At 70.2% G+C, this 19,403-nt stretch carries 24 protein-coding genes; 12 read left to right on the forward strand and 12 right to left on the reverse strand.

Annotated features, from left to right (window positions below; genetic code table 11):
- Positions 1 to 54 precede the first annotated feature (54 nt).
- The 5 genes from MRBLMX7_RS08325 to MRBLMX7_RS08345 are packed head-to-tail and all read right to left on the reverse strand — an operon-like array spanning position 55 to position 4,187.
- Complete coding sequence (locus MRBLMX7_RS08325) at positions 55 to 336, reverse strand: ArsR/SmtB family transcription factor (RefSeq protein WP_050723367.1); 282 nt, start codon at positions 334 to 336, stop codon at positions 55 to 57.
- A complete protein-coding gene (locus MRBLMX7_RS08330; protein WP_363367475.1) occupies positions 336 to 1,391 on the reverse strand; it encodes an acyltransferase family protein in 1,056 nt (351 codons plus the stop codon). The genes MRBLMX7_RS08325 and MRBLMX7_RS08330 overlap by 1 nt, the downstream gene beginning before the upstream one ends.
- A complete protein-coding gene (locus MRBLMX7_RS08335) occupies positions 1,388 to 2,344 on the reverse strand; it encodes a D-alanine--D-alanine ligase family protein (RefSeq protein WP_363367477.1) in 957 nt (318 codons plus the stop codon). Before MRBLMX7_RS08335 ends, MRBLMX7_RS08330 begins: the two co-directional genes overlap by 4 nt.
- A complete protein-coding gene (gene alr / locus MRBLMX7_RS08340) occupies positions 2,341 to 3,588 on the reverse strand; it encodes an alanine racemase (RefSeq protein WP_363367479.1) in 1,248 nt (415 codons plus the stop codon). Before alr ends, MRBLMX7_RS08335 begins: the two co-directional genes overlap by 4 nt.
- Positions 3,585 to 4,187 carry a M15 family metallopeptidase gene (locus MRBLMX7_RS08345; protein ID WP_363367481.1) on the reverse strand — a complete coding sequence of 201 codons (603 nt, stop codon included), beginning with the start codon at positions 4,185 to 4,187 and terminating at the stop codon, positions 3,585 to 3,587. Before MRBLMX7_RS08345 ends, alr begins: the two co-directional genes overlap by 4 nt.
- A 103-nt stretch (positions 4,188 to 4,290) precedes the next feature.
- Here MRBLMX7_RS08345 and MRBLMX7_RS08350 point away from each other — a divergent pair, with 103 nt between their 5' ends.
- The 3 genes from MRBLMX7_RS08350 (at position 4,291) to MRBLMX7_RS08360 (ending at position 6,579) form a co-directional block, all read left to right on the forward strand.
- Positions 4,291 to 4,998, forward strand: a complete 708-nt coding sequence (locus MRBLMX7_RS08350; protein ID WP_363367483.1) for a response regulator transcription factor — start codon at positions 4,291 to 4,293, stop codon at positions 4,996 to 4,998.
- Between the two features lie 10 nt (positions 4,999 to 5,008).
- Complete coding sequence (locus MRBLMX7_RS08355) at positions 5,009 to 6,115, forward strand: sensor histidine kinase (RefSeq protein WP_363367485.1); 1,107 nt, start codon at positions 5,009 to 5,011, stop codon at positions 6,113 to 6,115.
- Between the two features lie 83 nt (positions 6,116 to 6,198).
- Positions 6,199 to 6,579: a hypothetical protein gene (locus tag MRBLMX7_RS08360; protein ID WP_363367487.1), complete on the forward strand. Its 381-nt coding sequence runs from the start codon at positions 6,199 to 6,201 to the stop codon at positions 6,577 to 6,579.
- A gap of 25 nt (positions 6,580 to 6,604) precedes the next feature.
- Here MRBLMX7_RS08360 and MRBLMX7_RS08365 read toward each other — a convergent pair whose 3' ends face one another.
- Entirely contained in the window at positions 6,605 to 7,258 is a 654-nt protein-coding gene (locus tag MRBLMX7_RS08365; RefSeq protein ID WP_363367489.1) for an FMN-dependent NADH-azoreductase, read from the reverse strand.
- A gap of 77 nt (positions 7,259 to 7,335) precedes the next feature.
- Between MRBLMX7_RS08365 and MRBLMX7_RS08370 the strand changes: the two genes are divergently transcribed.
- Positions 7,336 to 7,674, forward strand: coding sequence for a winged helix-turn-helix transcriptional regulator (locus MRBLMX7_RS08370; RefSeq protein WP_363367492.1), 339 nt, complete (start codon positions 7,336 to 7,338; stop codon positions 7,672 to 7,674).
- Between the two features lie 9 nt (positions 7,675 to 7,683).
- On the opposite strand, the gene MRBLMX7_RS08375 is transcribed toward MRBLMX7_RS08370, so the two are convergent.
- Positions 7,684 to 9,192: an SDR family NAD(P)-dependent oxidoreductase gene (locus MRBLMX7_RS08375; RefSeq protein WP_414685089.1), complete on the reverse strand. Its 1,509-nt coding sequence runs from the start codon at positions 9,190 to 9,192 to the stop codon at positions 7,684 to 7,686.
- A gap of 76 nt (positions 9,193 to 9,268) precedes the next feature.
- Here MRBLMX7_RS08375 and MRBLMX7_RS08380 point away from each other — a divergent pair, with 76 nt between their 5' ends.
- The 3 genes from MRBLMX7_RS08380 to MRBLMX7_RS08390 all read left to right on the forward strand — a co-directional run bounded on the left by MRBLMX7_RS08380 (position 9,269) and on the right by MRBLMX7_RS08390 (position 11,169).
- Positions 9,269 to 9,715 (forward strand): hypothetical protein, encoded by a 447-nt coding sequence (locus MRBLMX7_RS08380; protein ID WP_363367494.1) that lies wholly within the window; start codon positions 9,269 to 9,271, stop codon positions 9,713 to 9,715.
- A 61-nt stretch (positions 9,716 to 9,776) separates the two neighbouring features.
- Positions 9,777 to 10,841, forward strand: a complete 1,065-nt coding sequence (locus MRBLMX7_RS08385) for a M4 family metallopeptidase (RefSeq protein ID WP_363367496.1) — start codon at positions 9,777 to 9,779, stop codon at positions 10,839 to 10,841.
- A complete protein-coding gene (locus MRBLMX7_RS08390) occupies positions 10,816 to 11,169 on the forward strand; it encodes a protealysin inhibitor emfourin (RefSeq protein ID WP_363367498.1) in 354 nt (117 codons plus the stop codon). Before MRBLMX7_RS08385 ends, MRBLMX7_RS08390 begins: the two co-directional genes overlap by 26 nt.
- A gap of 5 nt (positions 11,170 to 11,174) precedes the next feature.
- On the opposite strand, the gene MRBLMX7_RS08395 is transcribed toward MRBLMX7_RS08390, so the two are convergent.
- Complete coding sequence (locus MRBLMX7_RS08395; protein WP_363367500.1) at positions 11,175 to 12,227, reverse strand: mechanosensitive ion channel family protein; 1,053 nt, start codon at positions 12,225 to 12,227, stop codon at positions 11,175 to 11,177.
- A 115-nt stretch (positions 12,228 to 12,342) separates the two neighbouring features.
- Between MRBLMX7_RS08395 and MRBLMX7_RS08400 the strand changes: the two genes are divergently transcribed.
- The 3 genes from MRBLMX7_RS08400 (at position 12,343) to MRBLMX7_RS08410 (ending at position 14,016) form a co-directional block, all read left to right on the forward strand.
- Positions 12,343 to 12,582 (forward strand): hypothetical protein, encoded by a 240-nt coding sequence (locus MRBLMX7_RS08400; protein ID WP_050723141.1) that lies wholly within the window; start codon positions 12,343 to 12,345, stop codon positions 12,580 to 12,582.
- 143 nt (positions 12,583 to 12,725) lie between these two features.
- A complete protein-coding gene (locus MRBLMX7_RS08405) occupies positions 12,726 to 13,583 on the forward strand; it encodes a ribonuclease H family protein (RefSeq protein ID WP_363367503.1) in 858 nt (285 codons plus the stop codon).
- Positions 13,584 to 13,602: 19 nt separating this feature from the next.
- Positions 13,603 to 14,016, forward strand: a complete 414-nt coding sequence (locus tag MRBLMX7_RS08410; protein ID WP_363367505.1) for a DoxX family protein — start codon at positions 13,603 to 13,605, stop codon at positions 14,014 to 14,016.
- A gap of 79 nt (positions 14,017 to 14,095) precedes the next feature.
- Here MRBLMX7_RS08410 and MRBLMX7_RS08415 read toward each other — a convergent pair whose 3' ends face one another.
- From MRBLMX7_RS08415 to MRBLMX7_RS08425, 3 genes are all read right to left on the reverse strand, one after another.
- On the reverse strand, positions 14,096 to 15,073 hold the full coding sequence (locus tag MRBLMX7_RS08415; protein ID WP_363367507.1) for an SRPBCC family protein: 978 nt from the start codon (positions 15,071 to 15,073) through the stop codon (positions 14,096 to 14,098).
- Position 15,074: 1 nt separating this feature from the next.
- Positions 15,075 to 15,479: an ArsR/SmtB family transcription factor gene (locus tag MRBLMX7_RS08420; RefSeq protein WP_363367509.1), complete on the reverse strand. Its 405-nt coding sequence runs from the start codon at positions 15,477 to 15,479 to the stop codon at positions 15,075 to 15,077.
- A gap of 197 nt (positions 15,480 to 15,676) precedes the next feature.
- Positions 15,677 to 16,279 carry a small multidrug efflux protein gene (locus MRBLMX7_RS08425; RefSeq protein ID WP_363367511.1) on the reverse strand — a complete coding sequence of 201 codons (603 nt, stop codon included), beginning with the start codon at positions 16,277 to 16,279 and terminating at the stop codon, positions 15,677 to 15,679.
- Between the two features lie 152 nt (positions 16,280 to 16,431).
- On the opposite strand from MRBLMX7_RS08425, the gene MRBLMX7_RS08430 reads away from it, so the two are divergent.
- Both MRBLMX7_RS08430 and MRBLMX7_RS08435 read left to right on the forward strand, forming a co-directional pair.
- The gene (locus MRBLMX7_RS08430; RefSeq protein ID WP_363367513.1) at positions 16,432 to 17,187 is read left to right on the forward strand and encodes a MerR family transcriptional regulator; all 756 of its coding nucleotides are present in this window, start codon (positions 16,432 to 16,434) and stop codon (positions 17,185 to 17,187) included.
- Positions 17,188 to 17,466: 279 nt separating this feature from the next.
- Positions 17,467 to 19,245 (forward strand): alpha/beta fold hydrolase, encoded by a 1,779-nt coding sequence (locus MRBLMX7_RS08435; protein WP_363367515.1) that lies wholly within the window; start codon positions 17,467 to 17,469, stop codon positions 19,243 to 19,245.
- A gap of 8 nt (positions 19,246 to 19,253) precedes the next feature.
- Here MRBLMX7_RS08435 and MRBLMX7_RS08440 read toward each other — a convergent pair whose 3' ends face one another.
- Positions 19,254 to 19,385, reverse strand: coding sequence for a hypothetical protein (locus tag MRBLMX7_RS08440; RefSeq protein WP_363367517.1), 132 nt, complete (start codon positions 19,383 to 19,385; stop codon positions 19,254 to 19,256).
- Between the last annotated feature and the right edge of the window lie 18 nt (positions 19,386 to 19,403).

Here is a 19,403-nt window from a genome sequence, read left to right on the forward strand (position 1 = left end):
CATCACACGTATAAACACATTGCAATATATCTTCGCAATTGCGAGCGGTTCTCATCACGTCTCAGAGGCGTGCTTCACGGCATCCTCGACGATGTGCGTCACGTGCTGGTCCGTCACCGAATAGTGCGCCTCGCGCCCCGATCTCTCGACCGACACGAGCCCCGCCGCGCGGAGCGTCCGCAGATGCTGGGAGACGAGAGGCTGCGAGAGACCGCTTTCCTCCGCGATGCGGGTGACCGTGAGCGGCCCGGCGGCGAGGATGCGCAGGAGCGAGAGACGCGACTCCGAGGAGAGTGCCTTGAAGAGCTCGGCGGCGGCTCGCAGATCGTCGTGCATCACCCCATATAAGCAGACGGCAATACGTCGCGGCGCCCTCGCCACAGACGGTCCCACAGCACCAGCGGATCGAACAGCACCCCGAGCCGCACCCGTATCAGCGCCGCATGCAGAGCCAGGCACAGCGCGATCACGACCGCCGTGAGCACGACCGGCGCGATCGCCTCGACCACCGGGATCGCCCGCCATCCCGACGCCCTCAGCGCCTGGTCGATCAGCGCGAGCGGGATCATGTGCAGCACGTAGATCGGGAGGGTGCGCTGCCCTATCCATCGCAACGGCCGCGCGAGCACCGCCGCGTGTCGGTCGATCAGCGCGCACACCGCCACGCCGCACGCGACCGCCACCCCCGCGAGCACCGGCCACACTCCGGGCCACGCCCGCATGCCGAGCACGCCGACCACTGCCGTCGCGCCCGCGAACGCCGCGGTGAGCGCGAGAGCGCGCAGGATGCCGGTGGATGCCGCGAACCGCACGACCGGATCCCGCAGCCGGAGCCCGGCGAGGAAGAAGAACAGGTTCTGCACCACCTGCCAGAGGTTGCCGAGGTCGGGCAGCAGACCGGCGGCCGCGAAGGATGCCACGGCGAACGCGACGGGCAGCACGAACGCCGTGGGCAGCTCGCGCGTGAGCCGCGCGATGCCGAGGTACGCGGCGAGCGCGAGCAGGTACCAGAGGTTCGTGGGACTGATCGTGAGCTGGGCGAGCAGCTCCCAGCCGTCGGTCGCCCTGGCGGTGTCGAAGTCCGGGGCGAGAGCGAGCACGGCGGTCTGGATGAGCACCCAGAGCACGTACACCGACAGCAGCCGGCCGGCGCGCCGCCGCCACGACGCCCCGTCCGGGGCGAGGACCGCGCGGCCGGCGAACATCCCCGAGATCAGGAAGAACAGCGGCATCCGCAGCGGGAGCAGCTGGGCGTTCAGCGTCGCCCAGGCGTCTGTGACGGGACCGGCCCCCGGCACATCGATCGCGTGCTTCGTGACCACATGCCACAGCACGACCAGGATGATGCACAGTCCCTTGGCGACATCGGGCCATCCGACGCGCGCACTCATCGCCCCGGGACCTCGGCCGCGCGCACGAGGCGGTCGACAAGGTCGACGTACGAGACCCCGGCGGCGGCGAACATGCGCGGCACCTGCGAGGCCGCGGTCAGGCCAGGCATCGTGTTGACCTCGTTCAGGATCGGGCCGCCGTCGGTGAGGAAGAAGTCCATTCGGGCGACGCCCGCGCAACCGAGAGCGTCGAACATGGTCAGCGCGGCGCGGGTGAGGGTCGAGTGCTCGACGGGCGTGAGCGAGGCGGGAACCGTGAACCGCGCGCTCCCGTCGTACTTGGTCGCGGTGTCGAACAGCCCGACGGTCTCGATCTCGAGTGGTGGGGCCGCCCACCGCACACCGCCCGCCTCGCGGATCACCGCGACGTCGATCTCGCGCCCCCGCACGACCTCCTCCACGAGGATCCGGCGGTCGAACCGCGCCGCCTCCCGCAGCGCGGCGGCGAGCTCGTCCTCCGAGCGCACGAGACCGACCCCGTAGCTCGACCCCGACGACACGGGCTTCACGACGACCGGTCCGTCGAATTCGACATCCCCGATGGCTGCCGCGTCCACCACACGCCCACGCGCGATGCGGACCCCCGCGGCCCGCGCGACGAGCTTGGTGGCCCACTTGTCCATGCCGATCGCGCCCGCGCGCGGCCCCGAGCCGACGATCCGCACGCCCGCGAGCGCGCACAGCGCGGCGAGGGCGCCGTCCTCGCCCAGCGGGCCGTGCACCGCGGGGAACACGACATCGACCGCATCGAACAGCGGCAGCACGGCCGTGAGCGAGGCGACCACCGTGGCGGCATCCGGATACCCGGGGACCCGCCACACACCCTCCGAGGAGATGGTCGCCTCGCTCACGTCATGCCCGCCGGCGCGCAGCGCGTCCGCCGCCGCGGCCGCGGACGCGAGCGACACCTCGTGCTCGGCGTTCTGTCCCCCTCCGATCACGAGCACCCTCACGCGTTCCCCCTCTGCACGCGCTCGCTGTGCCGGAGATGTCCTGCTGCGCAGGACGAGTCCGCTGCATCCGCCCTGCGGAACGCGCGATCTCCTGCGATCCGGCGCTGCACGCGCGCGCCGATCCCTGTGACGATCGTGTGCGGGATGCTCCCCGCCCACCGCGCCCAGTCCTGGATGCTCGGCACCGCGCCGCCGTCCGGACCGAACACGACGGCCTCCGTGCCACGCGGCACGCACCGGTCACCCGTGTCGACGACGATCTGGTCCATCGAGACGCGCCCCACGACCGGGCAGCGCACGCCGTCGATCGCGACGCCCGCTCCCTGAGCGAGTTCCCGGGGGATGCCGTCGGCATAGCCCACGCCGATCACTGCGAGGTGCGTCTTCCGCGGCGTCACGAACATGCCACCGTAGCCGACGGCCGTCCCCGCCGGCACGACGCTCGCGTGCACCACGGATGCCGTGAGCCGCGACGCTCCGTGCAGCTCCACGGTCTCGGAGGGGTCGATGCCGACGAGCCCCGCGCCGATCCGCACGAGATCGAAGTGCGTGGCCGGGTCGGTGAGCGCGCCGGACGTCGCGGCCAGGTGCACGAGCACCGGGCCGAAGCCCGCCCTCAGCACCGCGTCGCGCGCGTGGCGCATGCGCAGCACCGCCGGGGCGTTCGCTGCGGGGTCGGCGTCGTCGGCTCGGGGCAGGTGTCCCATGACGCCGACGACCTCGATGCGATCGCGCCCGGCGCGGGCTGTGCGGAGCAGCTCGGCCCAGTCCTCGAGCGGGACGCCGCCGCGGGCCATGCCGGTGTCCACGTGCAGGTGGACGCGCAGCGGGGAGGTCGCACCCGCGGCATCCGCCGCGAGCTGGCGCAGCTCGTCGATCGACCCGACCGCGATGTCGATGCGGTCGGCCGCGGCCCGCGCCGCATCGACGCCTGCGGGGTTCAGCCATGCGAGGATCGGGACCTCGAGCCCGGCGCCACGGAGAGCGGCGCCGTCCGCGGCATCCGTCACCCCGAGCCATTCCGCCCCGGCGCCCACGGCCGCGCGGGCGACCGTGACGGCGCCGTGCCCGTAGCCGTCGGCCTTCACGACGGCCATGACTCGTGCGGTGGTCGCCGCTCGCACCCTCGCCGTGTTCGCCGCGATCGCTGCGGGCAGGGTGTGCAGGGTCGGCGCGTGCATGCGGGAGAGTGTGAGGCGCTGGGCTGCCTCTGACCCGATGGTCGTTGCGGGCAGGGTGGTCATCGCTGCGTCCTCGGGTCGGTCGTGGGATCGTCGTACATGAGCGGGCAGCCGTTCGCGACCGCCGCCGGCCGCAGCTCGAAGTGCCAGCGCTCATTCGCGTAGATCTGACACAGGCCGAACTCGGCTCCGTGACGCGCGAGCCAGTCCTGCGCCGGGAGGCCGCCGAGGTCGATCGCGTCGCCCGACACGTGCTCGGAGTTCTCCGGAGTCGCCACCCAGCGCGCCGCCTCCTCCTCGGAGCCGTACTGCGCGACGGCATCCCGGCGCAGCTGCTCCTGGTACGCGGCCGACCGCCATCCGCTGTTGACATGCATGCGCACGCCGTCCTCCTCGGCGGCCGTCGCGGCGGCCCGCACGGCCGCGAGGAGGTCGGAGTCGAGGTTCGAGACGGCGGGGACGTCGTCGAACACCGAGACGTCGCCCTCGTGGCGGATCAGCCCGTCGGCCTCGGTGACCGGCCCGGACGACACGGCGGTGGAGGCGGAGGCGAGGGACTGCTGGCCGATCACGGCGATCGACCCGGCGACGGCCGCGGCGAGCAGCACGACGCCGATCGTGGCGATGAGTCGGCGCCGCCGGGCGGCGAGGGATGCGTTCATGGGTCCCAGCCAACGCGGGGGCGTGTTGCGAGGTCGTATGCGCTTTTGCATACGCTCGCGATATGCCGGGGTGCGTAAGCTCTGAGCACATGGGAGCCCTGTCGTGCGCGTGCTGATCGTCGAGGACGAGCCGTACCTCGCCGAGGCCGTGCGCGACGGACTGCGCCTCGAGGCGATCGCCGCCGACATCGCGGGCGACGGCGACACCGCGCTCGAACTGCTGAGCGTCAACTCCTACGACCTCGCGGTGCTCGACCGCGACATCCCCGGCCCCTCCGGCGACGACGTCGCCCGCTCGATCGTGGCCTCCGGCAGCGGCATCCCGATCCTCATGCTCACGGCGGCCGACCGCCTCGACGACAAGGCGTCGGGGTTCGAGATCGGCGCCGACGACTACCTCACCAAGCCGTTCGAGCTGCGCGAGCTCGTGCTGCGGCTGCGCGCCCTCGACCGGCGCCGCCAGCGGGCCCGCCCGCCCGTGCTGGAGATCGCCGGGCTTCGGCTCGACCCGTTCCGCCGCGAGGTCTTCCGCGACGGGCGCTACGTCGCCCTCACCCGCAAGCAGTTCGCGGTGCTGGAGGTGCTCGTCGACGCGGCGGGCGGGGTCGTGAGCGCGGAGGAGCTGCTCGAACGCGCCTGGGACGAGAACGCCGACCCGTTCACGAACGCCGTGCGCATCACAGTGTCGTCGCTGCGCAAGCGCCTGGGCGAACCGGGGCTCATCGTCACCGTGCCGGGAGTCGGGTACCGGATCGAGGCGGAGGGGCGGACGGATGCGGAGGGGCAGGCGGATGCCGTCGCCGAGGCGTAGAAGGCGCGGCATGAGCGCCCGCTGGAAGCTCACGATCAGCTACGCGGGCGTCGTGGTTGTGTCCGGCGTGCTGCTGCTCGCCGCCGTGGCGTTGTGGCTGCTGCGGTACGTGCCGGATGTGAACATCGTGACGACGATCGACCAGTTCGTACCGAACCGCTCCGACCTCATCCGTGCATTCATCCCGGCCGCCGTGATCGTGATGATGGTGCTGCTCGCGATCGGCATCGGCGGGGGCTGGCTGCTGGCCGGACGGATGCTGGCGCCGCTCGGCCGCATCGGACGCGCAGCGCAGCTCGCGGCGCAGGGGTCGCTGTCGCACCGCGTCGACCTCGAGGGCCCGCGCGACGAGTTCCGCGATCTCGCCGACGTGTTCGACACGATGCTCGAGCGGCTCGAGGCTCACGTGGCCGAGCAGCAGCGGTTCGCCGCGAACGCCTCGCACGAGCTGCGCACGCCGCTCGCGATCTCGCAGACCATGCTCGAGGTCGCCCGCAACGACCCCGACCGCGATGCGGACGCGCTGATCGACCGGCTGCAGCACGTCAACACCCGGGCGATCGACCTCACCGAGGCCCTGCTGCTGCTGAGCCGCGCCGAGCGCCGGGTGTTCACGCGCGAGCCCGTGGAGCTGTCGCTGCTGGCCGAGGAATCGGTCGAGACGCTGCTACCGCTCGCCGACCGCCGCGGCGTGACGATCGACGTCGGCGGCGACACCGCGCACGTGTTCGGCAACCCGGCACTCGTGCAGCAGCTGATCACGAACCTCGTGCACAACGCGATCGTGCACAACCTCCCGGCGGACGGCACCGTGGTAGTGCGGACGCACGTGCGTCCCGAGGCGGTGGCGCTCGTCGTCGAGAACACGGGCGAGCTCATGGCCCCTCACCGCGTCGCGACGCTTGCCGAGCCCTTCCAGCGCGGCGCCGAGCGCACCCGCGACGACGACCACGCGGGTGTCGGCCTCGGCCTCGCGATCGTCCAGCGCATCGCGCAGGCCCACGACGGATCGCTCGTGCTCACCCCGCGGCAGGGCGGCGGGGTGAACGTGACGGTGTGGCTGCCGCATCCGTACCCCGGGCCTTCGCCTTCAGGACCGTCTGTTTCTGCCGTATGACACGAACCGCCCCTCTGTTTCTGCCGTTCGGCAGAAACAGAGGGGCGGGAGGCGGGCGGGATGCGGCGTGAGACGATGTCGCGATGGACACCGAAGTCGAGCGGACGTCTCCGCTGCGGGGATGGGAGCTCCCCGGGCTCTGGCTCGCCGTGCAGATCTTCTTCACGGTGATCACGTGCGTGCACACGTTCTTCTCCGTGTTCAGCGTCGCGAGCTGCACCGAGACCTCCTGCGACTACGCCGCGTTCTCCGCCGCGGTCGACACGTCGTATGCCGGAGCTCTCGGGCTGCTGGTGGCGACGATCATCGCGATGATCCTGCTGCGTGGCCGCCCGCGCCCGATGGTGTGGGCCCCGATCACCGGCACCGTCCTCCTGCTCATCCTGCAGGTGGCCACCTACGTCGCGGGTCGGGCTGCACTCACCCTGCCGCTCTTCGGCAACCGTCTTCCGGGCTGTTGCTGAGCACCCCGGAAGACGGACGCGCCGGTCAGGCCACCTGGTCGCGCAGCGCCGCGAGCTCGCGGCCGTAGGTGCGGGCCTCGGACTCGGCGTTCTCCTTGAGCTCGCGGGCCGTGTCGGCGAAGGCGTCGAGTGCCGGGTTCACGCCGACCAGCGTGAACGGACGCTGCACGACGCGCAGGTCGAGACCCCAGACGTCTTCGAGCACGCGGCGCAGCCATCCGGTGGAGTGGTCCCAGCCCTCCTTGGGCGTTCCGGGGGCGTAGTTGCCGCCGAGCACCGTGACCAGCGTCGCGGGCTTGCCGCGCAGCGCCGTGCCCTGCGGGTCGATGCGCGGGTCGGTGTACGCGAGGTCGAACCAGGTCTTGAAGTGCTGCGAGACCCCGTAGTTGTAGAGCGGCACCGCGAACAGCAGCGCGTCGGCGCCGATGAGCTCGTCGGCGAACGTCGTGGCGAGGGCGCGGGCCTCGACCTGCGCCGGGGTGCGCTGCTCCTCGTCGACGAAGCCTCCGGTCACGGCATCCGCCCAGGCGGTCGCGGGCACGGGGTCGGCGGCGAGGTCGCGGCGGGTCACGGTGGAGTCGGGGTGGGATGCCGTCCACTCGGCCTCGACGAGGTCGGCGAGCGATCGGCTGGCGGACGACGCGGGAAGGATGCTGGCATCCAGGCGGAACAGGGACATGGCTGACCTTTCGTTTTTCGTAGTCGCTCTGTTTTTCTTAGCGACTTGCGTTAACGTAGCACAGGTAGAATGGCGTCATGCCCGAGGCCGGTCACGATCTGAACAGGTGCGACGCCGCCGTCACACTGGCGTTCAGCGTGCTCGGGAAACGGTGGAACGGCATGATCCTGTCGTCGCTCGGCAACGGCCCCTCGACGTTCGTCGCCCTGCGCCGCGCGGTCGCCGGCATCAGCGACACCGTGCTGTCGGATCGGCTCGGCGAACTGACCGACGCCGGCCTCGTGGCGCGCGCGGTCGACGCGGGTCCGCCGGTGACGGTGTCCTATGCCCTCACGGACGGCGGACGCGGCCTGCTGCCGATCCTCGACCAGCTCGGCGCCTGGGCCTCCGCGACGCTCGAGGCACCGGCGCGCTAGACCGTCAGGTCACCAGGGGCTGGGCTCGTAGTCCTTGAGGAACACGCCGAAGATGTCCTCGCCGGCCTCGCCGCGCACGATCGGGTCGTACACGCGGGCGGCGCCGTCGACGAGGTCGAGCGGGGCGTGGAACCCCTCCTCGGCGAGACGCACCTTGGTGAAGTGCGGGCGCTCGTCGGTGATCCACCCGGTGTCGACGGCGGTCATGAGGATGCCGTCGGTCTCGAGCATCTCCCCCGCACTCGTGCGCGTGAGCATGTTGAGCGCGGCTTTCGCCATGTTCGTGTGCGGATGCCCCGGCCCCTTGTACCGGCGGGAGAACTGCCCCTCCATCGCCGACACGTTGACCACGTACTTGCGGTGCGACGACGATGCCGCCATCGAGGCGCGCAGACGGCTGATCAACAGGAACGGCGCGGTGGTGTTCGCGAGCTGCACCTCGAGCATCTCGAGCGGATCGACCTGGTCGACCGACTGCACCCAGCTGTTCACCCGGTTCACGTCGGGCACGAGGCCGCCGGCGTCGATCGCCGTGCCGTCGGCGTGCTTCTCGAGCGACGACGACCCCGGGGCCATCGCGAGACGCGCGAGGTCTTCTGCGGTGAGCGCCTGCCCGCCCTGCTCGGCGACCGTGCCGCCGAGAGCCGCCACCGACAGCAGCGGGTGCGCGTCGACCGAGGCCTGCAGCGCCTGCGGGTGCGGGTCGGCGGTGTGCCCGAACGTCTCCATCTCGGGCAACGGGCCGTCGGGAAGGGGCTGCAGCTCGGCATCCGCCAGCAGCGAGTACGCGCCGGGCGAGCGCCGCACGGTCTGCGCGGCGTTGTTGATGAGGATGTCGAGAGGCCCCTGCGCCGCGACGGAGTCGGCGAGGCCGATCACCTGGGCGGGGTCGCGCAGGTCGATCCCGACCACGCGCAGCCGGTGCAGCCAGTCGGCGGAGTCCTCCAGCGCCGAGAAGCGGCGCACGGCGTCGCGCGGGAAGCGCGTCGTGATGGTGGTGTGCGCGCCGTCGCGGAGCAGGCGCAGCGCGATGTGCATGCCGATCTTCGCGCGACCTCCGGTGAGCAGTGCGCGCTTGCCTGTGAGGTCGGTGCGGGCGTTGCGCTTGCCGTGGCTGAACCGCGCGCAGTCCGGGCAGAGCTGATGGTAGAAGGCGTCGACGATCGTGTACGGCTTCTTGCAGATGTAGCAGTTGCGGGGCTTGAGCAGCTCTCCCGCGATCGGGGCGTCGACGACGCTCGTGGCGAGGTCGTTGCCGCGGGTCTCGTCGTCGATGCGGTCGGGGGCACCGGTCGCCGTGCGGGCGACGACGGCCTTGTCGGCCTCGGCGATCGCGTCGCGGATCTGCTTGCGACGGACGCGCTTGACGTCTTTGAACATCGCGGCGGTCGCCTGGCGCACGGCGATGAAATCAGGATGCTCGTTGTCGATCGTGTGCAGCTCGCGGAGCACGCGCAGGGTCGTGGCGAGATCGTCCGGGTCGAGGCCGGCGCCGAGTTCGGGGTTCGCGTCGGTCACCGTCCCGATTTTACGCGAGGTTTCCGCGCGTCATCTCGACGTACCGCGGCGCCCGGTCGAGGCGCAGAATGTGTGCATGACCGCATCCGATCCGCGCGTCCTCGGCCCCGGGCTCCTGCCGACCCCGTTCACGGCCGAGGAGATCCGCGCGGCCACCGGGCCCGGGAGGACGATCCGGATCCGGGTCGACCGGCCCGACGGATCGCATGCCGTGCGCGTCAACCGTTTCCGCGATACGGATGCTGAGGGCGCGACGCTCGAGCGATGGGACGAGGCGACCCCGGCCGACGTCACGGCAAATCGGGTGACGTGGGCCGATCTGCAGGGGCACGCGGCCTTCGACGCCGCCACGACACGGGTCTCCTCCGAGAGACTCGCGATCGAACTCGGTGCGCTGACGTGCCTCCGCTACGACTCGGCGGACGGGGTCTTCTGGTTCTCACTCGCCCATCCCGGGATGCCGGTGCGCTACGAAGCCGGAGGGGTGCGCACGACCGTGATCGAGATCCTCCCCGGATCCTGACTTCGGGAAAGCCGACCCCGGTATCCGCCCCGACGTCCGACCCCCGGCGTAGGGTCGGACCATGAGCAGCCACGTCGCATCCCCCGGAGTCGTCCCGTCCTACCTGCTCGCGCGCCTGGCCGAGTCGGGCCGCTACCCGCGCGCGGCCGCGGCCGCCCGGCAGACGCTCACCGCGGGTCGACCGCCGTTCCGCGCGCGCATCGACCTGTCGATCGACGAGAACGGCGATCTCGTCGCCCAGCTCTCCGATGCGCCGAACCGCACGATCAGCGATGCCGCGAACACGCAGACCCTGCCCGGGGCGGTCGTGCGCACCGAAGACGACGCCCCGGTCGCCGACGCCTCCGTTAACGAGGCGTTCGACGGTCTCGGCGCGACCTTCGAGCTGCTTCTGTCGGCGTTCGCCCGCAACTCGCTCGACGACGCCGGAGCCCCTCTCGACGCGACCGTGCACTACGGCGTCGACTACGACAACGCCTTCTGGGACGGCGAGCGCATGGTGTTCGGCGACGGCGACGGCGAGGTGTTCACGGGGTTCACGCGATCGACCACCGTGATCGGCCACGAGCTCGCGCACGGCGTCGTGCAGCACACGGCGAACCTGGAGTACCAGGGGCAGCCGGGCGCCCTCAACGAGTCGATCGCCGATGTGTTCGGCGCGCTGACCGAGCAGTACCTCACCGGCCAGGACGCCGCCGACGCCACGTGGCTGATCGGGGCCGAGATCTTCACGGATGCCGTCGAAGGCGTCGCCCTTCGCTCGATGATCGCTCCCGGCACCGCCTACGACGACGACGAGCTCGGCAAGGATCCGCAGCCCGACCACATGAGCGGCTTCGTGCGCACGACCGAGGACAACGGCGGGGTGCACATCAACTCCGGCATCCCGAATCGGGCCTTCGCCCTGTTCGCGATCGACCTCGGCGGCAAGGCGTGGGAGACCGCGGGCACGGTCTGGTACCGAGCGCTCACCGGCGACCTCTCGAGCACCGCGAACTTCACCGAGTTCGCCGATGCGACCGTCGCGGCCGCCGCCGAGGTCGACGAGGCCACCGCGGCATCCGCTCGACGCGCGTGGACGACCGTGGGAGTCTATGGAGATGAGCCAGCCCCCTCCACCGAGTGACCGGCCGACGGGCGGACCGCGCATCGAGCCGGCCGACGGATCGACCGACGCGCAAGTCGTGATCGTCGTGGTGCGGACGGGCGGGATCGCCGGCATCCGACGCGAGTGGCAGGTCGAGCCCGAGCCCGCCGACGCTCCGGAGTGGATCAGCATGGTCGACGACTGCCCGTGGGATGCCGACGCGGATGCCGAGCGCGGCGCCGACCGGTTCGTCTGGGTCATCCGCGTGCGCACCCCTGAGCAGAGGCGCGAGCGCGAACTCCCCGACTCGGCGCTGGACGGCCCCTGGCGCGCCCTCGTCGACGCCGTGCGCGCGGCATCCGCCTGAAGCTTCTAGTCGGAGTTTCCGCCCGCCTCGACAGTGACGCGCGTGCGCGGCAGTGCCTCCGGATGCGTCTGCTGCAGCCAGGTCATCATCCGCTCGCGCACTTCGCACCGCAGATCCCACTGATCCGACGAGTCCTTCGACGACATGACGAATCGCACGGTCACGAACCCGCCCTGCGAGTCGGTCACGAGAGCGCTCGACGAGCGACCGTCCCAGAACGGCGAGGCCTCGACGATCCGCTGAAACTCGGCGCGCACCTCCGCCATCGGCACCCGCCAGTCGAGGTCCATGTACACCGTGCCGAGGATCTTGTCCGACCGCCGCGTCCACGTCTCGATCGGCGTGGTCGTGAAGTAGCTGCACGGCACGACGAGTCGCCGTTCGTCCCAGATGTAGACGACGACGTAGGAGAGGTTGATCTCGCCGACGCGCCCCCACTCGCCCTCGACGACGACCACATCGCCCACCCGGATCGCATCGGTGAAGGCCACCTGCACGCCCGCGATCAGGTTGCCGAGGATGGACTGCGCCGCGAGGCCTGCGATGATGCTCACGATGCCCGCCGAGGCGAGCAGGCTCGTGCCGACGGCGCGCATCTCGGGGAATGTGAAGAGCACGGTGCCCAGCGCCAGCACCGCGATGGTCACGAGCACGAGACGGTGGATGACGAGCAGCTGCGTGCGTCGGCGCCGGGCGTCCGGACCGACCCGCTCCTCCTCCTCGCGCACCATCAACCGCTCGAAGCCGAACGACACCAGTGCTCCGAGCAGCCAGGACCCCGCGAGGATCGTCGCGATCAGGAAGATCCGTGAGAGCGAGGGCCACCAGTCGGCCTGCGCAGGCTGCGAGGTCGCACACGCGATCCACACCGCGACCACGGTGACGGTGGTCAGCAGCGCCCGACGCGAGCGGCGCGCGATGTCCCGCACCCACTCGACCTTGCGGCTCACGAGAGACGTGAGGAGAGTCACCATCCCGATGGCGGCAGCGGCGGCGACCAGCGCGATGCCGATGGCTGCGACGGTTCCGATCCAGGAGTCCCATACGATTCCGGCCATCCGCCCACCCTACGCGGGGCGCATGACCGCGACCTGGACGGCGGGCGCCCCGGCATCCGATCAATAGCGTGTGAATCGGAGGCCGGAACCATCCCGCGGGGCGACAATGGGAGGCATGGGACTGTTCCAGCAACGACCCGAAGAAGAAGAGAAGCAGTGGGCACTGCCCTCGGAGCCGCTCGAACGCGGAGAGTCCGAGGTGCTCGGCTCCGCGCCGGCGCTCGACCCGCTGTCCATCGGACTGGGCGCCGAGACGAGCGGCGATGTGAGCTCGATCGTGTTCCCCGTGGCGCCGCCCGCCCCGTCGGCCGTGTCGGTCGAGAACCGCGAGCCCGAGCCCGAGCCCGAGGACTGACCCTCCCCGGCCCCGCTGTTTCTGCCGAATGGCGCAAATAGACCGTCGGTTTGCGCCATTCGGCAGAAACAGACGGGCTGGGGACGGGCGCCGGCGGGGACGGGCGACGCGTGGCTGTCGGCCGCCGCGGCTACGGTGGAGGGATGACGATCACCGCCGCCGCAGACGGCTCCGCACTGGGCAACCCCGGCCCCAACGGCTGGGCCTGGTACATCGACGAGTCGAACTGGGCGGCCGGCGGCTCGCCGCACGGCACCAACAACCAGGGCGAGCTCCGCGCCGTGCTCGAACTGCTGCGGGCGACGGCCGGCATCGACGAGAAGCTGCTGATCGAATGCGACAGTCGCTACGTGATCGACTCCGTGACGAAGTGGATGCCGGGGTGGAAGCGCAAGGGCTGGCGCAAGTCCGACGGCGGTCCTGTGCTGAACCGCGATCTGCTCGAGGGCATCGACGAGGCGATCCGCGGACGTGACGTGGAGTTCTCGTGGGTCAAGGGCCACGCAGGCCATCCTCTCAACGAGGCGGCCGACGAGCGTGCGAACGCCGCGGCGAAGGCGTACCAGCAGAAGCAGGAGCCCCGGCGCGGCCCGGGCTTCACCCTCGCGGCCGATGCCGGGGCTGCGGCCGCCGGATCGGCCCCGCTCGCGGCTGCCGCGGACTCCGGTTGGCTGGATGCCGATGAGTCGGCGTGGGCGGATGCCGATGCGACCGATCCGTCGGTCGGCGCGGCGAGCGCGCCCAGCACTGGCGCCGTCGATGCGACCGATCCGGCGGTCAGCGCGGCCGCGGCATCCGCACCGTCGCCGTTCGCTGCCGCGGCGGCGGCCGAGCCGCTGTGGGCCGAGGCGGCCGATCTGTTCGAGGGATTCGACGACGACCCGGCATCCGATCCCGTCGAGGTGCGCCTGACGCTGACCGGCGAGGAGCACGCGCGCCTGGCCGACCTCGCGAGCGCGCAGGGGATCAGTCTCGACGAGGCGCTCCGTCGCCTGATCTGATCGCGCGTACACTCGCCCCATGTCGAAGACGAGTGTGGCCCGCACCGTGGGCCGAGTGCTGCTCGGCTCGTTCCTCCTATTCGCCGGCGTCTCGCATCTGACGTTCGCGCGTGAGGAGTTCCAGGCGCAGGTGCCGCCGTGGCTGCCGATCGACCCCGACGTGACCGTGCTCGCCTCGGGTGCGGTCGAGGTCGGCCTCGGTGGGGCACTGCTCGTCATGCGCAAGCACCGGCGCGCCGTCGGCATCGTCACGGCACTGTTCTTCGTCGCGGTCTTCCCGGGCAACATCGCCCAGTGGCTGGAGCACCGCGACGCGTTCGGCTTGAACACCGACACGGCACGCTTCGTGCGCCTGTTCTTCCAGCCTGTGCTCATCGCCCTGGCGCTCTGGTCGACGTGGAGCCCGCGAGCCCGCCGGAACGCATCGTCCTAACTCCGGAGAACCGGGCCCGAAACGCGAAGAACCGGCCGGATCCGCGACGGAACCGGCCGGTTCTCCGGAGTTGTACGGCTCAGACCGCGAGCAGCTCCCGCTCGAGACGGTCGTACGAGGCCTCCATGCCGTCAGCCATGCCGGTGGCGAGGATCATGTCGCGCGTCTCCTTGTCGGGGTACTCGATGTACAGAGTGATGAGCGTCGCGCCGTCCTCCTCGTAGAGGTTGAGGTCGTTCAGCGTCTCGACCGGCATCCCTGTCATCCGCTCGGTCTGCACCGACCGGCGCGGAGCGTCGATCACGAGCGCCTCCCCCTCGAAGCCGAAGGGCTCCCCCTCGGTGTCGCCGACCGGGGCCCAGGAGGTCCGGTAGGCCTGGCCGACCTCCGTCGCGACGACGCACTCCGTCATCTCCCAGCCATCGGGCCCGAGCAGCCACTGCTTCATGAGCTCGGGCTCGTTGTGGGCGCGCCACACCAGCTCGCGCGGCCCCTCGACGAGTCGGGTGATGCGCACGTGGGTGTCGTCCAGCAGGTCGACGGTCGTCCCCTTGCCCTGCGCGTAGTCGCGGAGATCCTGCAGCACGGCGTCGAGCTGGCCCATCGCCATGCGGATGCCCTCGCTCTGCCCCATCTCGACGACCTGCTCGAGCGCCTCGACCGAGTCGAAGTGACTCGTCGCGACCATGCGCGTGCCGTCGGCGGTGGACTCGAACGCGAACTCCATGCGCTGCGCGGGGAAGCCGTCGAGCGCATTGCCGTCGGCGTCGGTGAAGGAGTCGAGCACCGTGAAGCCGTGCGGCTCCTCGATCGACAGGAACTCCCACGACCCCGACGAGCTCTCGCCCCGCGGCCCGTTCATCGTGTAGTTCGCGCGTCCGCCGACGGACTGGTCCCATGCGGTGAACGTGGCGGGCCATCCGGGAGGCCCCCAGAAGCGCTCGAGCTGGCGCGGGTCGCTGTAGGCGCTCCAGACGCGCTCGATCGGCGCCGCGAAGTCCGCGACGACGGTCATGGTGAGGGCGTCGGCATCCGTGGTGATGTCGGTGACAGGCATGTCAGTCTCCTTCTCCGGTCGGTGTGGTGGTGCTGCTGTCGTTGTCGGTGGTGTCGGATGCTGTCGAGCGCGGCGGCTCGGCCAGCAGGTCGTCGAGGCGGGCGATGCGCGACCGCCACAGCTCTTCGTATCGGGCGAGGAGCGCCCTGGCGCGGGCGATCATCTCGGGGTTCGCGCGGACGAGCCGCTCGCGTCCCTCGGCGCGCTTGACGATGAGGTTCGCGGCCTCGAGCACGGAGACGTGCTTCTGGACTGCGGCGAACGACATCTCGTATTCGGAGGCGAGGGTCGAGACGGACTGCTCCCGCTCGATCGTCCGACGCAGGATGTCGCGTCGGGTCGACGTCGCCAATGCATGGAACACACGGTCGACCTCCGCTTCGCTCAGTTCTCGTTGTGCAACCATTTGGTTGTACGTTAGACCCGGGTGCGGCGGGTGTCAAGAGGTGTGGTGTGATCTTCGTCTTTAGATCGGATTTCACGCTTTACATCGGATCTCCCGCGGTGAGATCGCCCGACGAGGCCGCTCGAAGGGCTCGGAGGGCGTTTGGCGCGGTCGGTCATCGAGCCTATGGCCGAGGAACCAGCTACCGGCGCCAGACCTCACCAGCCCAGCATGGCGAGCAAGCCGGCAGCCGCGGCGGCGACGGCGCCGGTCCACAACACGATCGCGACGACCTGCCAAAGGATGACCCATTCCTTGCGTACACCAGAGGCGACGAAGAACGCCGCCGTCAGCATGGTGGGAAGCGCGAGCGGCGCGATGAGGCTCGCACCCGGAACACCGAATCGCACCAGCCAACGCCGAAGCTTCGCCTGACCCCTCGAGCGGTGATTCTTCTGCTCGTCAGCCTCAGCCTCAGCCATCGACCCCGCACCCGTACCCGCAGGCGACTCTGCGAGACCCGATACACGGCTCGATATCTGCGACTCGGCCCTTCGAGCTTTGGCCCGAGCGGCGCGGCGCGCGACGACGCCACCCCGGATGCGCGATCCGAGCAGCACGACCGCGACCACGCACAGGACGTTACCCCCCATCGCGGCGATGGCAGCGATGATGGGATTGATGCCGGCGATGATGCCGAAGGCGGCGGCACCCTCGCCCTCGATGTAGGGGATGGCGGCGACGAGCGCGACCATCAGGGGCTGGAAGAACTCGGGAACCTGGTTGATGAAATCCTGCAGCCAGGGATACGGATTGTCCATGTCTCATCTCGTTACGAAGGTTGTAGGAGAGAGAGTCAAGACCATGTTCTCAGAACAGGGTCAAACGCGCGTGATCCGACGCCACCGCCCTTGACGCTGTTGTGGGAACAGGGTCGAGAATGGGTTACGACGCGATGAGAGGGGTGTGCGGCATGCCTTGGAGCACGAGTGAACTGGCGGACCTCGCCGGGACGACCGTGAACACGGTTCGCCATTATCATCGCTCCGGTCTGCTCGAAGAACCGGACCGGATGTCGAACGGGTACAAGCAGTACCGCGCACGGCACCTCGTGCGGCTGCTCCAGATCCGACGGCTCCGAGACCTCGGAGTGCCGCTCGCCCAGATCGAGGCGGTCGGCGTCGCGGGCGGTGCGGATGCCGGTCAGGCCGCGCAGGCGCTGCTGGCCATCGACGCCGATCTCGCCGCGAGCATAGAGCGGCTGCAGAGGGCTCGAGCAGAGATTCGTGCGATTCTGGAAGGCGGCACCGCGACCGACGTCCCGGCCGGCTTCGAAGGCATCGCGCCGACCATGTCAGAGGCCGATCGATCATTGATGCTCGTCTACGAGCAGCTCTACGACGAATCTGCGATGAAGGACCTCCGGCAGATGGCGGATGCTGAGCCCGATGACGCGGGTGTCGAGTTCGACGCGCTGCCCGCCGATGCCGACGAGGCCACCCGCCAGCGGCTCGCTGAGGTGATGGGACCGCAGATCGCTCAGCATCTCTCCAATTTCCCCTGGCTGCTGCAGCCGGCCGAACACCTGTCGAAGAGCGAACGCGTGACCCAGGAGACCTTCCTCGAGACGTACACCGAGCTGTACAACGAGGCGCAGCTGAACGTGCTCGCTCGCGCCGGCATGCTGGCCAACGACCTGATAGCGGCGGATGCCGACGACAGGAATTGAGGAGAGGAGAACGTCGAGAACGTCCTCTCCTCGGTGCTCGGCGGTGCCGTGCTCGGCGGTGCGGTGCGCGGGTCGACGGAGAGACCCCCGACCCGCGGACGGGCGCTGCCGCTGCGATCGCGCTCCCTCGCACATGAGCATCGGCTGGATCGGGTCAGCCACGGTGTCGCCGATGAGCGACGAGCCGCACTTGCCCCTGTTCTAAGAACACGGCGTTGACTGTCGTCTGCACCGCCGGGCCGAAGGCACCGTCGCATCACCAGACGAGAGGACCCCACCATGGGAACCGAGGAAGACGACCGTATCGCTGTCGCGCCGCAGCGCACCCGGCGCAGAAGACTCGTGGTGGGCGTGGCCGCCGCCGCGGTCGTCGTCGTGCTCGGGGCCACGACGGCGCTCCTCACCCTCAGCGGAGCAGGCGCACCTGCATCGCCGGATGCCGGCCAGCCCCCGCCCGATGTCGAAGAACTCGCGGGCGAGCTCGCAGACCAGGAGCTCGAGTGGGGCGACTGCGGGTTCCCCGCCGGCGACACGGCGGCGGATGTCGACGTCTCGAATGTCGAGTGCGCAACCGTCAAGGTGCCTAAGAACTGGCTGGACCCGGTCGACGGCGACACCTGGGACGTGCGCATCTCGCGCGCCCGGAACATCGACACGGCGGACCCCGAGGCCACGACGCTCCTCCTGCATGGCGGGGGACCGTTACCCTCGTTGTCGTTCAGCGCGACGATGCAGCAGCGCACCCCGGAGCTGCGTGCAACCACGAACTACATCAGCTTCGATCAGCGCGGCCTCGGCACGTCGAGCATCGTCGATTGCGCGTACGAGTACGACCCCGACGACGGTGCCGCCGCGGAACTCCGGGCGATCGGATCCACGTGTGCGAGCGACCCTGACATGGCCACGATGACCACCGAGCAGGTGGCCTACGACATGGACTTCATCCGGCACCTGCTGGGCGTCGAGACCGTGTCATACCTCGGCTACTCCTACGGCACCTGGCTCGGGTCCTGGTTCGGCACCCTCTTCTCCGAGCACATCGACACGATGGTGCTGGACTCGACCATCGACGGCACGAGTTCGACCTATGAGAAGAGCTGGCGCGGACAGGATGTGGCGATCGACCGTCATCTGCGGCTGCAGATGATGAACTGGGTCGCCAGGAATGACGCGACCTACGGTCTCGGCACCGACCCGGAGGCGATCTGGGACCGCTACTTCACCGCCACGGGTTCGTCCGCCGAGATGGATGACGCCGCGTACCTCGCCTGGGTGGCGACCGGAGCAGCGGCCGCGCAGTCGAAGCCGATCGCATCGCCCTTCCTCGGCGACCTGATCATGACGCTCATCGCCGAAGGCGAGTCCGGCCGCACCGGCGACGCTGTCGTCCGGGCGACGAGGGTCATCGAGAGCCTCGACCTGCCCGCCGAGCTGAAGGCTCCGATGATCGCGCAGTTCGCCGTCTACATGCCCCCGCCGGCGGCGGAGAACGCGGATGGTCTCGTCGAAGCGACGTTCTCGAGTGCCGACGAGGTCTTGCGGTGCGCCGACGGCGAATGGACACAGGGCGAGGAGGCGTGGGACGACTACAGCGAGCGTATGAGCGAGGAAGCACTCTTCAGCGCACAGCTGCAGCGCTTCGACGCGCCGCCGGTGTGCACGTTCTGGCCCACCGACGTGCGGATGCCGAGGGCGGACGAGCGCTTCCCCGAGACGATCGTCGTGCAGAGCGAGCTCGACCCGCTCACGCCTTGGGAGCAGGGTGAGACGATGGGCACGACACTGCCGAACACGAGCCTCATCGCGGTCGACGACGAGGGCCTGCACGGCGTCTTCCCCTACGGGACCGAAGAGGTCGACCGTCCGATCATCGACTTCCTCCTCGGCAGGTCCGACCGACCGGAGGGCACGCTGTTCGCCGCCGCGAAGCCGCTCCCGCTCGAGCAGGAGACGTTCTCGTCGTGGGCACCGCTCCATGACGCGACCCGCGACGACCCCGGATTCACGGATCCGTTCATCCCGGCCCGCACCGCCGTTCTCGCGACCGAGGAAGGGTGAACTCGGGTTCAGATGTGTCGTGCGCGCTCCGCCGCTCGGCGCGACCGCTCGCGCAGCCAGACCATGAGGAGGGCGCCGACGTCCGCGGCGGCGGGCAGCAGGAGAGCAAGACCGCCGGGCTGGCCCTCCGACCGCGCCACCGCGACGGCTCCGCCCCG

The organism is Microbacterium sp. LMX7-1.2 (assembly GCF_040675935.1).
GTDB lineage: Bacteria > Actinomycetota > Actinomycetes > Actinomycetales > Microbacteriaceae > Microbacterium.